The 14,275-nt window shown below is 61.7% G+C and carries 15 protein-coding genes; 4 read left to right on the top strand and 11 right to left on the bottom strand.

Annotated elements, in window-relative coordinates:
* On the bottom strand, positions 1 to 1,173 hold the full coding sequence (locus tag MESCI2_RS0109525) for a glycosyltransferase (RefSeq protein WP_027036388.1): 1,173 nt from the start codon (positions 1,171 to 1,173) through the stop codon (positions 1 to 3).
* Positions 1,174 to 1,331: 158 nt separating this feature from the next.
* Here MESCI2_RS0109525 and MESCI2_RS0109520 point away from each other — a divergent pair, with 158 nt between their 5' ends.
* The 4 genes from MESCI2_RS0109520 to MESCI2_RS0109505 all read left to right on the top strand — a co-directional run bounded on the left by MESCI2_RS0109520 (position 1,332) and on the right by MESCI2_RS0109505 (position 4,827).
* Positions 1,332 to 2,447, top strand: a complete 1,116-nt coding sequence (locus MESCI2_RS0109520; protein WP_245270274.1) for a hypothetical protein — start codon at positions 1,332 to 1,334, stop codon at positions 2,445 to 2,447.
* A gap of 546 nt (positions 2,448 to 2,993) precedes the next feature.
* A complete protein-coding gene (locus tag MESCI2_RS0109515; protein WP_027036386.1) occupies positions 2,994 to 3,602 on the top strand; it encodes a DUF1206 domain-containing protein in 609 nt (202 codons plus the stop codon).
* The gene (locus MESCI2_RS0109510; RefSeq protein ID WP_027036385.1) at positions 3,599 to 3,991 is read left to right on the top strand and encodes a phage holin family protein; all 393 of its coding nucleotides are present in this window, start codon (positions 3,599 to 3,601) and stop codon (positions 3,989 to 3,991) included. The genes MESCI2_RS0109515 and MESCI2_RS0109510 overlap by 4 nt, the downstream gene beginning before the upstream one ends.
* Positions 3,988 to 4,827: a DUF3618 domain-containing protein gene (locus MESCI2_RS0109505; protein WP_027036384.1), complete on the top strand. Its 840-nt coding sequence runs from the start codon at positions 3,988 to 3,990 to the stop codon at positions 4,825 to 4,827. The genes MESCI2_RS0109510 and MESCI2_RS0109505 overlap by 4 nt, the downstream gene beginning before the upstream one ends.
* A gap of 78 nt (positions 4,828 to 4,905) precedes the next feature.
* Here the strand turns inward: MESCI2_RS0109505 and MESCI2_RS0109500 are convergent, their stop codons facing one another.
* Genes MESCI2_RS0109500 through MESCI2_RS0109455 form a run of 10 tightly spaced genes read right to left on the bottom strand, consistent with a single transcriptional unit; the run spans position 4,906 to position 14,133 of the window.
* Positions 4,906 to 5,322 carry a c-type cytochrome gene (locus tag MESCI2_RS0109500; RefSeq protein ID WP_027036383.1) on the bottom strand — a complete coding sequence of 139 codons (417 nt, stop codon included), beginning with the start codon at positions 5,320 to 5,322 and terminating at the stop codon, positions 4,906 to 4,908.
* Positions 5,303 to 6,181 (bottom strand): cytochrome c oxidase assembly protein, encoded by an 879-nt coding sequence (locus MESCI2_RS0109495; RefSeq protein WP_027036382.1) that lies wholly within the window; start codon positions 6,179 to 6,181, stop codon positions 5,303 to 5,305. Before MESCI2_RS0109495 ends, MESCI2_RS0109500 begins: the two co-directional genes overlap by 20 nt.
* Positions 6,178 to 6,519, bottom strand: coding sequence for a hypothetical protein (locus MESCI2_RS0109490; RefSeq protein ID WP_027036381.1), 342 nt, complete (start codon positions 6,517 to 6,519; stop codon positions 6,178 to 6,180). Before MESCI2_RS0109490 ends, MESCI2_RS0109495 begins: the two co-directional genes overlap by 4 nt.
* Before the next feature lies 1 nt (position 6,520).
* Positions 6,521 to 7,126 (bottom strand): cytochrome c oxidase subunit 3, encoded by a 606-nt coding sequence (locus MESCI2_RS0109485; RefSeq protein WP_027036380.1) that lies wholly within the window; start codon positions 7,124 to 7,126, stop codon positions 6,521 to 6,523.
* On the bottom strand, positions 7,123 to 9,093 hold the full coding sequence (ctaD, locus tag MESCI2_RS0109480) for a cytochrome c oxidase subunit I (protein ID WP_027036379.1): 1,971 nt from the start codon (positions 9,091 to 9,093) through the stop codon (positions 7,123 to 7,125). The genes MESCI2_RS0109485 and ctaD overlap by 4 nt, the downstream gene beginning before the upstream one ends.
* Positions 9,090 to 10,082: a cytochrome c oxidase subunit II gene (coxB, locus tag MESCI2_RS0109475; RefSeq protein ID WP_032900524.1), complete on the bottom strand. Its 993-nt coding sequence runs from the start codon at positions 10,080 to 10,082 to the stop codon at positions 9,090 to 9,092. Before coxB ends, ctaD begins: the two co-directional genes overlap by 4 nt.
* A 14-nt stretch (positions 10,083 to 10,096) precedes the next feature.
* Positions 10,097 to 10,630 carry a c-type cytochrome gene (locus MESCI2_RS0109470; protein ID WP_027036377.1) on the bottom strand — a complete coding sequence of 178 codons (534 nt, stop codon included), beginning with the start codon at positions 10,628 to 10,630 and terminating at the stop codon, positions 10,097 to 10,099.
* On the bottom strand, positions 10,627 to 11,496 hold the full coding sequence (locus MESCI2_RS0109465) for a substrate-binding domain-containing protein (RefSeq protein WP_027036376.1): 870 nt from the start codon (positions 11,494 to 11,496) through the stop codon (positions 10,627 to 10,629). The genes MESCI2_RS0109470 and MESCI2_RS0109465 overlap by 4 nt, the downstream gene beginning before the upstream one ends.
* Positions 11,477 to 13,357: a methanol/ethanol family PQQ-dependent dehydrogenase gene (locus MESCI2_RS0109460; RefSeq protein ID WP_027036375.1), complete on the bottom strand. Its 1,881-nt coding sequence runs from the start codon at positions 13,355 to 13,357 to the stop codon at positions 11,477 to 11,479. The genes MESCI2_RS0109465 and MESCI2_RS0109460 overlap by 20 nt, the downstream gene beginning before the upstream one ends.
* On the bottom strand, positions 13,354 to 14,133 hold the full coding sequence (locus tag MESCI2_RS0109455) for a heme-binding protein (protein ID WP_027036374.1): 780 nt from the start codon (positions 14,131 to 14,133) through the stop codon (positions 13,354 to 13,356). Before MESCI2_RS0109455 ends, MESCI2_RS0109460 begins: the two co-directional genes overlap by 4 nt.
* Positions 14,134 to 14,275: the final 142 nt, after the last annotated feature.

Here is a 14,275-nt window from a genome sequence, read left to right as displayed (position 1 = left end):
CTATGCGCTCCTGCGCAACGGGACGACCTTCTTGCGTCGGTAGGCGCCCTCAATGTGAGCGGCCATGGCCTTCCATGTTCTTTCCCACGACATGTCAGCCAGATAGGCATCGACTTGCGGCAGCAGCATCTCACGCGGTCGCAAAAGCATGGAGCGCAGCTTGCTCTCCAAGTCGTCACTGTCGGCGATTTCTACCAGTCCAGCAGCGCCGTAGCTGCGCACAACGTCAACGATTGCCGTCGAGATTACGGGCAGGCCCGCCGCCAGGAACTCTGGCGTCTTGGTTGGGCTGATGAACCGGGTCGCCTCGTTGAGTGCAAACGGCATCCAGCCGGCATCCCAATGGCGCAGATAATCGGGCAGGTCGCAGTAGGCCTTGGCACCCAACCAATGCAGGTTGTCGGCCTTCGGCAGGATTGCAGGATCGATTTTGACCACGGGGCCAATCATGACGAAATGCACGTCCGGCATCGTCCGCGCCGCTAGCGCCACGAGTCCGGCGTCCAGCCGCTCGTCGATGACGCCGAAATACCCCACCCTCGGGTGAGGAATGCCGGCCTGATCGGTTGGGTCCTTTCCTGGCAGCCTTGCCTTGTGAAAGTGTTTCACATCGATGCTGCTCGGAAAGGGGTAAATAGCCTGATGCAGGCGGCGCTTGGTCTCGAACAAGCTCAGGCCACCGGTGAAAACGAGATCGGCGCGGCACAGAAGTGCCTTTTCCATCTGCGCCAGTTCGGGCGGCGCATTCTTGAAGGCGGAGAGTTCGTCCATGCAGTCGTAGACGCATATGTCTGGGTCAAGGAACTCCGTGAAGCGGAGAGCCATCGGCGTGTAATACCAGGCGATCAGCCGGCTGTGCGGCATAGAAGCTATGATCTGCTGAACAAATCTCCGCTGCACGGCATCTGATTTCGCGGCCGACGCGCCGAGCGGCAGCACTGGTGTCACGATTAGAATGTTTGGCGACGCCTCGCTCGTCCGTATCTGCGGCTGTGGCAGTTCTTCGAAAACAGGCTCTTCAAAGTAGACCACTCTCTGCTGCTTGGATGCGAGGGCGAGGATATGCTGCGGCCGTTGATGAACGAAATTCCATCGCAAATGGGAGAAGCAAACCAGTAGATTTTCCCTGCCAGTGTGTTTACTGGCGGATACCCTGCCCAAGGCTGCTTCCATTGAGACGTTCCTTCCTGTAATCTTTAGTTTATGTTACGACTAACATTTGTTAAGCGCGGATCGAGGAGAAATAGACTTCGATGCCAGCTCCTAACTTTCCAGCACGTGAGTTGTTCCAAGGTGAGGTGAAGAGCTCTCGGTCACCGCTCGGATGACGAATGCGACGATATTTCCGCGAAGCTGAGAACGCCCACCACGCGTCGCCGGGCTTTGAAAGCGTGGGCGACGGGGGAATGCCGGTGGAGAACGGGCTTGCCGTATTTGCGTTGAAGTCGCTCGCTATAAAATATGCAGGACATCAAGTTGATTCGCCCGCATCACTGGCGAGTCCGTGCCAGGCGAATTCCGGGGCTGATATGAAGATCGACTTTTCAACCAACGTTTTTCCGCTGTTTCATCCGCAAAGCGTGGATGATCTCAAAGACCCTTGCCCTGTCTTCGATGGCAGCCTGTGGCACGTCTTCGGCTCAAGCGGCACGGTAACCACCGAGACTTGGAGGATTCTGCATGCCACTGCGCCGGACCTTTATGGGCCGTGGACCGAGCATCAGTCGATCGAGCTTCCTATCAATGGGAGTGGTGTTGCGGCTCCGGGGGTCATTCACGAAAGCGGCGTCTTTCACATGTTTATCCAGACTGAGTTCATGAAGTCTGGTGGCCGCTGCGAGCATGCGGTTTCCAATGACGGGTTCCATTGGGTGGTTCTTAGCCCGGCTATTCTCGCCATTCCGGACACGGAGGAGGATGGCATTTACGATCCGCATCCCGCAGTTGTTGGCGGCAAGCGCTACCTCGTCTATTCCGCAATGCCAAAATTCACCAGGGTGCCGCAGCCCGACATCTATCTCGCGCGTAGCCAATCCGACTCGTGGTTCGGTCCCTGGAAGCGGATCGGCAAGATCCTCGACCATAATGAAGTTCCTCACCACAACACGAGAGAGGATCCCGACTACGAATGGGGCATAGAGGGTGCACAACTGGTCGAATTGCCGGACGGCCGCGTGCTTCTCAATGCCACTTGTTTTCTCCCGAATGGCCTTCGAGGAAACCGGCAACGCGTGTTTTTTGCCATTGCCGATGACGTTGCTGGACCTTACCTGTCGATTGGCCCGGTGCTGGAACCAGGCCAGCCGGGAGAGAACGGCCACTCGACAGTGATGATCGAAGGCAGCCAACTTTCGCTGTTTTATCAAAGCCGGGTCGCCACGACCGATCATCGGTGGCGCTACGGCTTGGCCAGATGCGACGTCGCCCTGTTTTCCAAGGTTGCATGAATTAGGTGTTGCTCGGACGGAACAATCCGTCGGAGCGCGTGCACACGACACCATGCAGCAGTCGCGGCGTTCGAAGACATGGGCAACTGAATATCTCTGCTCCTCCCCGCAGGAGAATGAAGCATCAGCACGTATTCTATGCCTTCATCCTCGCTTCGTTGAAGGCGTCCAACAGCGCAGGGACGTGCCGGGCGTCCAGAGCGAGCAGATGATCGACAGGCGGACAGCCGAATAGACAAAGGTCAGTCAAAGCCGAGGCAACCGGCGGCCTTCCGCTCGACCCGCGCGCAGTCGGGAGCACAAGGTTTGTACTCGAGCCACTGAAGCTCCGCATGAGGGGCAGCTCAGCTCATTCATGATTGTTGCGTGCCGACGAGCTCTCCGTTTCAGCCTGATCATAAATGCTTTCACCTAGTGGAACATCGGAGGTTCCACGAAGTTGGGAAGCCACGGAGGACGTGCACATGAACAGTGTCATCTATCTTATCGGCCTTATCGTTGTCGTGCTCGCGGTCCTCTCCTTCCTCGGTCTTCACTAGGTGGCCCATGCAGCATGAGAACGATCAGGGCGGACAGCCCACCGATTTCGACAAGGCGAAAAGCGACGTTTCCGACAGGCTTCGCCAGGAACAAGAACGTGCCAGCGAGTTGCTTCACGACGCGCGTGACACGGTGACCCGTAAGGCTGGCGATTATGCATCTGAAGCCAAGGAGGTCATTTCCGACAAGGCGGAGGAAGCTCAGCGCGACATCGGATCGAGTCTGGCGGCGCTGGGCGGCGCACTGCGCGCGGCCAGTGATCATCTGGCCAACAACGATGAAAGGAACGCATCGAAGTTCGCATTGGATGCCGCCGGTGGCTTGGAGCGGCTTTCATCGTCATTGAAACAGAAACCGTTCGGCCAGGTCTTGGAGGACGTGCAGTCCTTTGGCCGGCAAAATCCCGGTGTCCTGCTTGCCGGATCGGTATTGGCCGGATTGGCTCTCGGGCGGTTCATCAAGGCTTCTCCGCCGGCGGGTCCAGAATTCCAGGATGCTGCGGGAGACCTCAAATCACACACCGATCAGTCACAGCGTTGGTCCGTTGATCGTTCGCAGGATTCGGGCCTCGTTGGCGATGATGGGGCCACGCAGAACGCGGAGCAGGACAGATGAACACCCAGGACAATCCCAGCCTTCCCGGACTGATCACCGACTTGGCCCAGAATGTCACCACTTTGGTGCAAACCGAGGCCAGGCTGTTTCGGGCGGAGCTCTCTGAAAAGCTTACCAAAGCCGGAGCAGGTGCCGCGGAAGTGCTGGGCGGCGCGATCTGCCTGCTCGCGGCATTATTGGTGTTGCTGCAGGCACTCGTTATCGCGCTGACGCGGGCAGGGCTTGGCGCGGGGTGGTCTTCCCTGCTGGTCGGTGTGGTCGTGGCGATCCTCGGCGTCATCCTGCTGCGGACCGGGATGGCCAGCATGACGCCTTCGGAACTTACCCCCGACCGGACCCAGGAACAGCTCAAGCGCGACGCGAGCGTGATCAAGGAACAAGTGAGATGACTGAGAAATCCGCAGCCGAACTTGAACGCGAGGCCGAGGCAGCCCGCGCCCGGGTGATGGAGACCGCCGAATCCATTCGAGGCAAGATGACCCCCGGACAATTGCTGGATGAGTTCGCCGGGCTGTTCTCGGGAGGGGAGAGCTCGGCCATGCTCAGCAATCTCAGAACACAGGTCCGAGACAATCCTTTGCCGGTCACCATGGTGGGCGCGGGTCTGGCTTGGCTGATGTTCGGCAGCGGTACCTCAAACACCCCCCACGGTTCGGCTGGGTACTCCATGCCTTCGGCGCCGGGACGACAGGATGACGGGGAGCGTGGAGGCCTTGGCAGCACGCTTTCCGATGCCGCCTCATCGCTGTCGTCGGCTGCTACCAGCGTCAGCGATACCGTTTCGAGCGCGGTAAGCAACGCCGCCGAGGGTTTGACGGGCAGCACGGCCACTGCAAGATCGGTGACCGGCGACATGGCGGCGAAAACCGCCCGCTCTGCCCAAGAACTGTTTGAGAACCAACCTTTGGCCGTAGCGGCCGCCGGTCTCGCCATCGGCGCTGCCATAGGTGCAATGCTGCCCCATACCGCAACGGAGGATGAGCAACTAGGCGCCTATGGCGACAAGCTTCGCGACACCGCCGAAACCATGCTCGACAGGGGTCTGGATGAAGCCAAGCAGGTCGCCGCCGACGCCTATGAGACTATCAAGCAGGAAGCTGGCCGGCAACATATGGAAGCAGGCACAATGGCCGATCAGCTCGGCGAGGTCGTGAAGTCCACAGCAGACAAAACCGAGCATGCCGTGCGCGACCGGATCTCCGATCCGTCTCAGCGTCAAACCTAGCTTGAGATGATCCGGCATCAACGATAGTCGGTCTCTTCAGAAGGCCCGCGTTGTTTTGCAAACGGTGAACCGCTCGAGTCATTTCAGAGCGTAGAGGTAAGCCGCGATATCGCGCGCCTGCTGCTCTGTAATCCGGGTCGACGGCATGGCGGTGTGCGGATTGATTTCCCTGGCCGATCGTATCCAGCGGATCAGGTTCTCTGGATTGTTGGCCAGCCCGCCGCCGATAAAGACGCGGCCAGCAAGACTGGCATCCAGGCGAGGACCGACCTGCCCTTGCGCGCCCGGCACGCCCGCAATCGTATGGCAGCTGGAACAGCCATTCGCAATCATGATCGGCAAGGCCCTCGCAGTCTCACCGCCCGTGGCCGCCTCCGCCTCGTGGCGGACGCGCGCGGCCCGATCGGACCACCAGGTCATTCCGGCCACGGACGCGACGAGCAGCACCAGCGCGGCGATGACGGCGGCAAGCAGTTTAGACAAGCTCGTACGCATGCGCCGCCTCCCTTCCTCCGCTCGCCTTGATCCACAGCGCGGCCAGCAGCAGCGCTGCGCCGCCATAGACCAATCCGGCCGGAACCCACATCACCAGCCCGGCAAGCTGCTGGTCTTCTAGGGGGCTCAAATTCCATAGTGCCGCACCCACGGCATTCTCCGGGTACCAGAGCCGCGGCGAAAGCAACAGGAGAACGCCGAGCAGGCCGGTGTGCAGCGAGGTGACGAAGAGATGTATCACCGCGCTGCCATAGGCCTGCTGGCGGCCGGGACGCGGCAAGAGGACCCACCAGAACAGCAGCCCTGTTCCGAAGAAGCTCGCGTGCTGTGCATAGTGCATCACGCCGCGTTCGAGCGCGGCCTCGAACAACACCGGAATGTGCCAAATCCATATAGCAATGCCGTGGATAATGGTCGCGCTGATCGGCCGCGTTGCGAAGGCCCAGACCACCCTCAGCCAATTGGCGTGTCCGGCAATTCCCAGAATGCGCCGGAACCGGATGGGTAGGCCCCACATCAAGGCCGCAGCCGGGCAGGCAGAGACCAACAGCGGCGCCGTCACGGCCATCAGCAGTTCATGCTCGATCATATGCGCCGCAAAGACCTGCTCGCCGAGCACATGAATCGGGCTGACCAATGCGGCTGTCAACACGCTCCATCCGGCCGTGAACAGCAGAGCCTGGCGCAGCCGCAGAGTCCTGCCGCGCCTGCTGCGCCGCCAAAGCCGGCCAGCGCCAACGACATATATCAGGGTAAGCACGGCAAGTGGCAGGGTGATGGGCAGTGCGAGCGTCCACCCGGCCCCGGGCGCGCCGGCGCCGTAGCAGATGGAAGTAGGGAACAGCGCGTCCAGGTTCATCGCAGGCACTCATCCAGGATCAGCGCCGCGCTGCCTTGCATGAGGATCACAAGCGCAAACAGCAACGCCGACAACATCCCGAGATTGGCGACGAAGCGCTCTGTGCCGCGCGTACGCTCCGGCTTGAATGCGGCACCGCCTCGCCGCTTCGCCCGCCACGACAGCGCCCCGCCGAGCAGCGACAACACGACGAGCAGCAGCGCCAAGGGAAGCACGACCGGCACCTGGCGGTTGCACTGCCAAGGGACCAGAGCGTAATTCAGTTGCGTCGAGAGTGCCCAGGCCAGCGGGCCCGACAGAAGGCCACCCCAAGACGTTCCCAAACGCAATGCACGCATCTCAGCCTAGCCTCGGCATCCAATAGATGAGCAGATAGATCGGAATCCAGGTCAGGACCACGAAGTCCCAGTAGAAGACATTGTCGCCGACATCGCCAAAGCGCCGGCCGCTATGGCCATGGCGCGTGAACATCAGCACCGTCAGCACGAGGGTGTCGCCGACATCTGTTATGAGATGCATGGTGTGCAGCCCGAGCAGCACCCAGAGCATGGATCCATAGGCATTGGTGTCCCAATAGATGTTCAGCGCCGGAAACTCGAACCAGCGCACGACAAGCGGGGCCAGACCGAGCAGCGACATCACCACCATGCCGATCCGCACCGGCCCGATCGCGCATTGCTTCGCGTAACGGTTGAGGATGTGGTTCGGCACCAGGCTGAGGATGAGAAGCAGCGTCACGATCGTCCCCGGCCAATGGTTGGGCTGCGGAGCGCTCAGACGCCAGTTGGGCCACAACGTCGCTAGATAGAGATAAGCGCCCGCCGCCAGCGCGAAGCCGGTGCCTTCGAGTGCCATGAAGCCCAGCGTGCCCCACCACGTCGGGCTGCGCGGACCATGCCCGAAGGTCGGCAGTCCTGAAAGATCGGCGGCAATTCGATGCTTCATTCCTGGTCCTCCGGATCGCCCTTCGGCCAGAACCAACCGATCAACGTGATAGCGATCGGCGCGGCGCCCCAGACGATCGCCCAGGGCGTGAAGATCGAATAGAGAAACGTGCCGCCGACGGCGAGCGCCGCAAAAAGCGGCCAGATCGACGGTGTGGCCGATTTCTCGCGAATATCGGGATAAGCTTCGGCCACGGTCGAGATGAGGAGTTCGCGCGCATCGACGCGGAGCCCGGTCGCTACAGGGAGCGCCTCGCGCTCGGCCCAGAGCGGCTCGATATGGGTAACCAGGGGAATGCGTGCGAAATTATAGCTCGGCGGTGGCGAGGACGTTGCCCACTCCAAGGTTCCTGCGTCCCACGGGTTGTTGCCGGCCAGGGTGCCTTTGAGCGCGCCATGCACCAGATTGAAAGTGAACAGGACAAAGCTCAGGAAGAAGAGCAGCGCCCCTGCCGAGATGAAAAGGTTGATGTTGCCCCAGCCAAGCTCGGCCGGATAGGTGTACACCCGCCGTGGCATGCCCCATAGGCCGACGAGATGCATCGGGAAAAAGGCCGCATTGAACCCGATGAAGGCCAGCCAGAAATGGCACCGCCCAAGGCGTTCGCTCATCATGCGGCCGGTGATCTTCGGGAACCAAAAATAAGCCGCGCCAAGCAGCGGGAACACCGAGCCGCCGATCAGCACGTAATGGAAATGCGCGACGACGAAATAGGTGTCGTGCACCTGAAGATCCAATGGCACAGAGGCGAGCATGACACCGGTCAGCCCGCCGATGACGAAGATGAAGAAGAAGCCGAAGACGAACAGCAATGGCGTCCGGATCACCGGCCGGCCGTCCCAAAGTGTTGCAAGCCAGCAGAAGATCTGCACGCCGTTTGGAATCGCGATCAGCATGCTGGATGCGGTGAAGAAACTGGCGCCGAGCTTAGGCAATCCCGTGGCGAACATGTGGTGGACCCAGAGCCCGAACGACAGGAAGCCGACTGCGATCAGCGACAGGACCAGCCCGAGATGACCGAATGTCAGTCGCCTGGCGAAAACAGGAATGATCGCGGACACCATGCCCGTCGCCGGCAGGAAGATGATGTAAACCTCCGGATGACCGAAGAACCAGAAGAGATGTTGGAACAGCAGAGCATCGCCACCTTCCGCCGGGTTGAAGATGTGCGTGCCGACCAGGCGGTCAAGGATCAGGAAAGTCGAGGTGATCATCACCGCCGGCATCGCGAAGACGACGACGAAGGAAGTGACCAGCATCGCCCAGACATAGAGTGGGATCTTGTCCAGCGACATGCCGGGGGCTCGCTGCTTGAACACGGTGACGATGGTCGCAACCGCGACGGCCAATGACGACACTTCGGTATAGGTGATCATCTGCGCCCAGACATCGGCGCGCTTGCCCGGTGCGAATTCGGGGCCGGACAGCGGCACGTAAGCGAACCAGCCCACATCAGGAGCCATGTTGAGGGCGAAGGACACCCAGGCGAAAGCGCCGCCCGAGACGTAGATCCAATAGCCGAACGCGTTCAGGCGCGGAAACGCGATGTTGCGGGTGCCGACCATCAGCGGCACCAGGTAGATCCCGGTCGCCTGCACGATGGGCACGGCGAACAGAAACATCATCGTAACGCCATGCATGGTGAACAGCTGGTTGTAGAGGTCGGGCCCGATCAGGCCGCGTTGAGGTCCAGAAAGCTGGATACGCATGGCGACAGCGTTGAGACCGCCAAGACCAAGGAAGACGAAAGCGGTGATCAAATAGCGTCGTGCGATCACCTTGTGATCGACGCTCGAGAGCGCTCCGACGATGCCGGACGGCGTCCGCCAGGTGCGCTCGAGCCAGCGATGCAGGCTGGCATCATCCATGCCGGTATCGCGGGGGCCGTCACGTTCGGGAGCAAGGTCGCCCTTGGCGGGGTCTGGTTCCGGGATGTGGCGGTCGCCTGTGACATCGGCGCTGCTCATTTCAGCCCCTCGAGATAAGCGACGATTGCGTTGAGCTCGTCGCCGTTGAGATCTGCCACTGGCATGTGGGAACCCGGCTTGATGCCTTGCGGGTCGGCTATCCAGGCGGCGAGATTGCCGCGGCTCATCGTCAGCGTTCCGGCCGCCAATGTTTTCCGGCTGGCGATGTGGGTGAGGTCGGGAGCCACCGTTCCGCCGGCCGGCGTTCCCCCGATCCTGTGGCACATCACGCAGGGGCGTTTGAGGAACAGGTCCGCGCCGGCCTTGGCTTCGCCGCTCGCCGGCGCCCCGGCCGGCTGCAATTGGTCGTTCAGCCAGGCATCGAATTTCGGGCGCGGCTCGGCGATGATGAAGGTGCCCATATTGGCATGCTGCGCACCGCAGAATTCAGCGCATTGACCACGGTAGACGCCTGGCTTGTCCGCCTTGATATCCAGCACGTTCATGTGGCCGGGGATAAGGTCGAGCTTGCCGGCCAAGCTTGGGATCCAGAAGGAATGGATCACATCGGTCGAGGTCAAAAGCAGCCGCACCGGCTCGCCGGCAGGGATATGAATCTCGTTTGCCGTCGTCAGGATGCGGCTCGGCGTAGCATCCTCGTAGCGCACCTCCCACCACCACTGGTGCCCGGTCACCCTGATTGTCAGCGCAGCCTCCGAGCCGATCGCAGCCAGCGTCCTGTTGGCGAAAAAGCTTAGCAGCGTCAGTCCGATCAGGATGATGGCGGTCAGTCCGACGGCGAACGCGACCACGCGCATCTTGCGACGTTCGGCCGCTTCGTCGAGTAAGAGGGGTTCATCACCGGGACGCGATCGCATAACCAGCGGTGCTACGAGCGCGATCATCACCAGCACCCACACAACCGCGCAAAGCGCGGTGAAGAACCAGATCAGCCAAGCCAACTCGCCGGCTGCAGGGCCTTTCGGATCCAGCGCCGACTGCCAGCCTGCGCATCCCTGCAGAAGCAGGACACAGAGGGCGAAGGTCATCGAAGCCGGGCGCCTCACGGCGATTTGCCCAGTGTCGCAGCATCCGGCAGGCGGTTTTCCGAGGGATGCACCATCATGCCGTCATTGCGTTGCGGCGCGGCGGAGGAGGGCGCGTTGCCGCCCAGTGCACGCACATATGCCGCCAGCTCCCATATCTGGTCGTCGGGTATCTTTTGGCCGAAGCTCGGCATCCCGTTCGGCCTGCCGTCGCGGATCGTGGCGTGGATGCTTTCGATCGAGCTGCCGTAGAGCCACTTCTCGTCCATGAGCGCCGGGCCCATGCCGCCACCGCCATTGGCATGGCAGCCCGAGCAGTTGAACCAGCTGAACAGGCGTTTGCCCTCGCTCATGTGGAAGGCGTTGGCCTCGAAGCTCGCCGCCTTGTTATCGGTAGGGGAGGGTCGCTGTCCGCCCGGCTCCAACGTGGTCACGGGCGTCGGCTGCTCACCTGAGCCGAGCGCCGATTGCGGTCGCGTGTCGCGCTCCTCGCGCTGGCAGGCGACCAGGGCCAGCGTCACGGGCAGTAACATCGCCAGAGCCTGCCTCATCGCGCCGGGCTCCCGGCCATGTCCAGACGCGGTACGCCGTATTGCGCCAGAACCGCGTCGATCTCGGCCTTGTGTCTGGCAAGCGCGCTATTCACATCGCCACGCAGCGCTTCGTCCTCGCGCCGAACACCCATTGAGATGTCGTACATTAGCGGCAGTTGCGGTCCGTCGATGCGAGGCGTGACCGGCGTGATCCGGAGCGACACCTTTTGCCTCTGGGCGAAATAGCCGGCGAGCGGACCCCAGACCACGGCAAGATCGATCTCGCCGTTCGCGACAGCTTCGACGATGCGCGCCGGAGGGTTGGGAGCGGAGTAGTCACCATAGACGGGGTAGCCGATGAGGTGCCCGACAATGCCGCGGCGGCCAAGCGCCTGGACAGGCGGCGAGTTGGCGCCATCGTCGCCGATGAGCTGAACACCGATGCGCAATTCTTGCAACCGCGGGTCGTTGAAGGACGTCACGTCCGGGCCGTCCTGGCGGGTCACGAAGACATAGGACGAACGGTAGTAAGGAGTGGTGGTGCGCAGCATTTCGAGATTGGCAGGCGTGCCGGGCACGAGATCGCAAAGGCCTGCCTTCAGCGTGTTGCGGATGAAGCCACGGCGCTGCGCCCACCAGGTATACGTCAGCTTGGCGCCGAGATCAGTGGCGATGATTTCCGCGATCCTGTTCTCGAAACCTTGACCGGCCGCGTTAGAAAACGGCATGTTGTTCGGGTCGGCGCACACTCTCAACTCACGTGGATTGGCAATAGCCGGCAAGAGCAACAAGGCGAGCCCGGCCATGCCGATCGCCGCCCGTTGGAACGCCTTTCGCGCCGGACGTACGGTCAAGTCCAATCCATCAAGGCAGCCGGAACACATAAAGCGTGCCTCCCGCCGTGGTAGCGTTCTTCAGATCCTTCATCGCGTTGACGAAGCCAAGTGCCGCCGTGGCATCGCGTGGGTCGAGGTCGCCCGAAACAATGGCACCGGCCCAGCCACCGACGCCTGACAGAATTGCGACATATTGGTGCCCATCGGGGCCGCGATAGGTTATCGGCTGGCCGATGATGCCGGATGATGTCTTGAACTGCCAAAGCAGATGGCCAGTCCTGGCGCTGACCGCCTTGAACCAGCCTTCCATGGTCCCGTAAAAGACGACATCGCCGGCAGTGACGACGGTGCCGCTCCACACCGGAAAGTTCTCCTTCAGGACCCAGGCCGGCTTGGCGGCGGCAACATCCCAGGCGGTGAAGGCACCACGATTGCCGCCCGGCCCGGGGATCATGCGTACGTTCATGCCGACATAGGGCGTGCCTGCGATGTAGTTCACCTCGACGCCTTCTTCATCCATGCAGAGATTGTTGTGGGGGATGTAGAGCAGGCCGGTCCTCGGCGAAAAGGCCGATGGCTGCCAGTCCTTGAGGCCGGACGCTGTCGGGCAAATGTCTCGGACCACTTTGCCGGTGCCGGTCTTCTTGTCGGGGTTTGCGATCAGGCGGCCGGTCTTCAGATCGACGCCTTTGCTGGAATTGACCGGACCGTAGGCTGTGGCGGACAACACCTCGCCAGTGGTTCGATCAAGGATATAGAGGTAGCCGTTGCGTTCCGGCCGGACGAGGACCTTGCGCGGCTTGCCTTGCCAGGTCATGTCCAGAAGGATCTGCTCGTTGATCCCGTCATAGTCGTGGAGGTCGTGCGGGCTCCACTGATAGAACCACTTCGCCGCTCCGGTATCGGGATCACGCGCGAAAATACCGGACGTCCATTTGTTGTCGCCGGGCCGCAAATCCGGATTCCACGGTCCTGGATTGCCTGTGCCGTGGAAGATCAAGTTCGAGTCCGGATCGTAGGAGATCCAGCCCCACATATTGCCGCCGCCGATCTTCCAGGCTTCCGGCGGCCATGTCGTCACGCCAAGGTCTGTGCCCTTGTCCATGTCATAGTGGGGCTTGAAGTCCGGGCCGATCAGCACATCCTTGTCGGGTCCAGTGCCATAAGCCGTCCAGACAAGATGCCCGTCTCCGGCATCCAGCGCCTTCACCCAGCCGCGGACGCCCATTTCGCCGCCGGAATTGCCAACCAGAACTTTGCCCTTCACCACCAGCGGAGCCATGGTGATGGTCTCGCCGATGTTGATGTTGCCGATATGAGCGTTCCAGATCGGTTTGCCTGTGTTGGCGTCGAGGGCGATCGTGTGGCCGTCCAGCGTGTTGAAGAAGATGCGCCCGTCGGCGAAGGCCGCGCCGCGGTTGACGACATCGCAGCAGGCCACCCCTTGTGCCGCTGGCTCGGGGTTGGGCTCGTACTTCCACTTCATCGGCGCGCCGGGCCTGGAAAGGTCGAGCGCGTAGACGATGTTGGGAAAGGGCGTGACGATGTACATGATGTTGCCGACGACCAGCGGCGCTGCTTCCTGACCCTTGTTTACGCCGGTCGAGAAGGTGAAGGCGACCTGCAGGTTCTTGACGTTGCCTTCGTTGATCTCGGTCAGTTCGCTGAAGCGGGTCGACGCGTAGTTCTTGGCCGGCATTGCCCATTGCCCGTCATCGGGTGGCGCCGCGGCGGCAGGCGGCGCAATAGCCGCCGCCGATGGCGGCTCCGAGGCACCGCTCAGGAATGGGCCGCATGCCAGCAGCATCACCGAGAGTATGAAGGTGCGAAGACAATTCCAGATCGCCAATACGCGGGCGCCTTGTCCTGCGTCAACGCGCGCCTGTGCCGGGTGCAGCCTTCCTTTCATTTGTGGATCGAGCCCCCCACGCCGGCGCCGAGCTCCGCCGCGATGTCAGCCTCGGTGCCGGCACAAAGCGGATGGCCCCAGCCCGAGGCGCTTTTGCCGCCGGAATCGAGATCGTAGACGATGGCGTCCTTGCGATTGGGATTGACCCCGGCGGGAACCTTGTCGAGGCCGAGCGCCGCGCGAACACGCCAGGCGACATTGTGATCGGCGCATGAGGAATCTCCGGAGACCCCAATCCCTCCGACGATGCTCTTGCCGTCATAGAGGGCAAGCCCGCCGCCAAACACAACCACGCCTCCGATCGGCTTGCCGACGAGGGGATCGCTGGCGCTTCCGAACGTTTTGGGATCGCCCGCATAGGCTGCGGCCTGGTTAACCGGATTGGTCTCCTGCAAGCCGAAAAGCGGCCCGCCCGGCTGCGCCCCCGCGTAGAGATTGGCCGTCGATAGCGCCATCTGCGCCAGACTGAGCCCATTGGCTGTATTGGCCTTCTCTGCCGCGACGAGGCGACTCCCTGGCCATTGCGAATCTGCGGTGGGACCGCTGAAAGCGATCGCGCACACGGCGCCGTCGCGGGCAACGACAGCGGCCCATTCGTTGGTCTCAAAGCCTCCGTTGGCAGGTCCGCCGCTTGCTTTCACATTGGCCTTGAGGGCGGCGAGCAGCTTATCGTGGTCGGCCGGGCAGGGCGCCTGTGCCATGGCTTGGCCCTGTGGGGACAGGCCCCCCGCCAACACCAGGCCAAAGACTGATAAGAAAAGCTGACAGCGGTACATTGTCCTGCCCATTCGTCGAGCATCCAAGAATCATGGAGCATTCTGGCAGCCTGGAGAATGCGAGAAAGAATCCGTGATCCAATGCCGTCGGTGTCTAACTTGGGCGATGCAGGTATGTTCCTGCTTTTGGAAAAAAATGCAC

Source organism: Mesorhizobium ciceri WSM4083 (assembly GCF_000519305.1).
GTDB lineage: Bacteria > Pseudomonadota > Alphaproteobacteria > Rhizobiales > Rhizobiaceae > Mesorhizobium > Mesorhizobium ciceri_B.
The sequence above is the reverse complement of the archived record's forward strand: the minus strand, read 5'-3'. Positions and strand labels throughout refer to the sequence as shown.

What these genes read in the sequence shown, in the direction of transcription:
- MESCI2_RS0109525 (WP_027036388.1), bottom strand. Translation starts at nt 1,173, where the DNA reads ATGGAAGCAGCCTTGGGCAGGGTATCCGCCAGTAAACACACTGGCAGG.
- MESCI2_RS0109520 (WP_245270274.1), top strand. Translation starts at nt 1,332, where the DNA reads ATGCGACGATATTTCCGCGAAGCTGAGAACGCCCACCACGCGTCGCCG.
- MESCI2_RS0109515 (WP_027036386.1), top strand. Translation starts at nt 2,994, where the DNA reads ATGCAGCATGAGAACGATCAGGGCGGACAGCCCACCGATTTCGACAAG.
- MESCI2_RS0109510 (WP_027036385.1), top strand. Translation starts at nt 3,599, where the DNA reads ATGAACACCCAGGACAATCCCAGCCTTCCCGGACTGATCACCGACTTG.
- MESCI2_RS0109505 (WP_027036384.1), top strand. Translation starts at nt 3,988, where the DNA reads ATGACTGAGAAATCCGCAGCCGAACTTGAACGCGAGGCCGAGGCAGCC.
- MESCI2_RS0109500 (WP_027036383.1), bottom strand. Translation starts at nt 5,322, where the DNA reads ATGCGTACGAGCTTGTCTAAACTGCTTGCCGCCGTCATCGCCGCGCTG.
- MESCI2_RS0109495 (WP_027036382.1), bottom strand. Translation starts at nt 6,181, where the DNA reads ATGAACCTGGACGCGCTGTTCCCTACTTCCATCTGCTACGGCGCCGGC.
- MESCI2_RS0109490 (WP_027036381.1), bottom strand. Translation starts at nt 6,519, where the DNA reads ATGCGTGCATTGCGTTTGGGAACGTCTTGGGGTGGCCTTCTGTCGGGC.
- MESCI2_RS0109485 (WP_027036380.1), bottom strand. Translation starts at nt 7,126, where the DNA reads ATGAAGCATCGAATTGCCGCCGATCTTTCAGGACTGCCGACCTTCGGG.
- ctaD (WP_027036379.1), bottom strand. Translation starts at nt 9,093, where the DNA reads ATGAGCAGCGCCGATGTCACAGGCGACCGCCACATCCCGGAACCAGAC.
- coxB (WP_032900524.1), bottom strand. Translation starts at nt 10,082, where the DNA reads ATGACCTTCGCCCTCTGTGTCCTGCTTCTGCAGGGATGCGCAGGCTGG.
- MESCI2_RS0109470 (WP_027036377.1), bottom strand. Translation starts at nt 10,630, where the DNA reads ATGAGGCAGGCTCTGGCGATGTTACTGCCCGTGACGCTGGCCCTGGTC.
- MESCI2_RS0109465 (WP_027036376.1), bottom strand. Translation starts at nt 11,496, where the DNA reads ATGTGTTCCGGCTGCCTTGATGGATTGGACTTGACCGTACGTCCGGCG.
- MESCI2_RS0109460 (WP_027036375.1), bottom strand. Translation starts at nt 13,357, where the DNA reads ATGAAAGGAAGGCTGCACCCGGCACAGGCGCGCGTTGACGCAGGACAA.
- MESCI2_RS0109455 (WP_027036374.1), bottom strand. Translation starts at nt 14,133, where the DNA reads ATGTACCGCTGTCAGCTTTTCTTATCAGTCTTTGGCCTGGTGTTGGCG.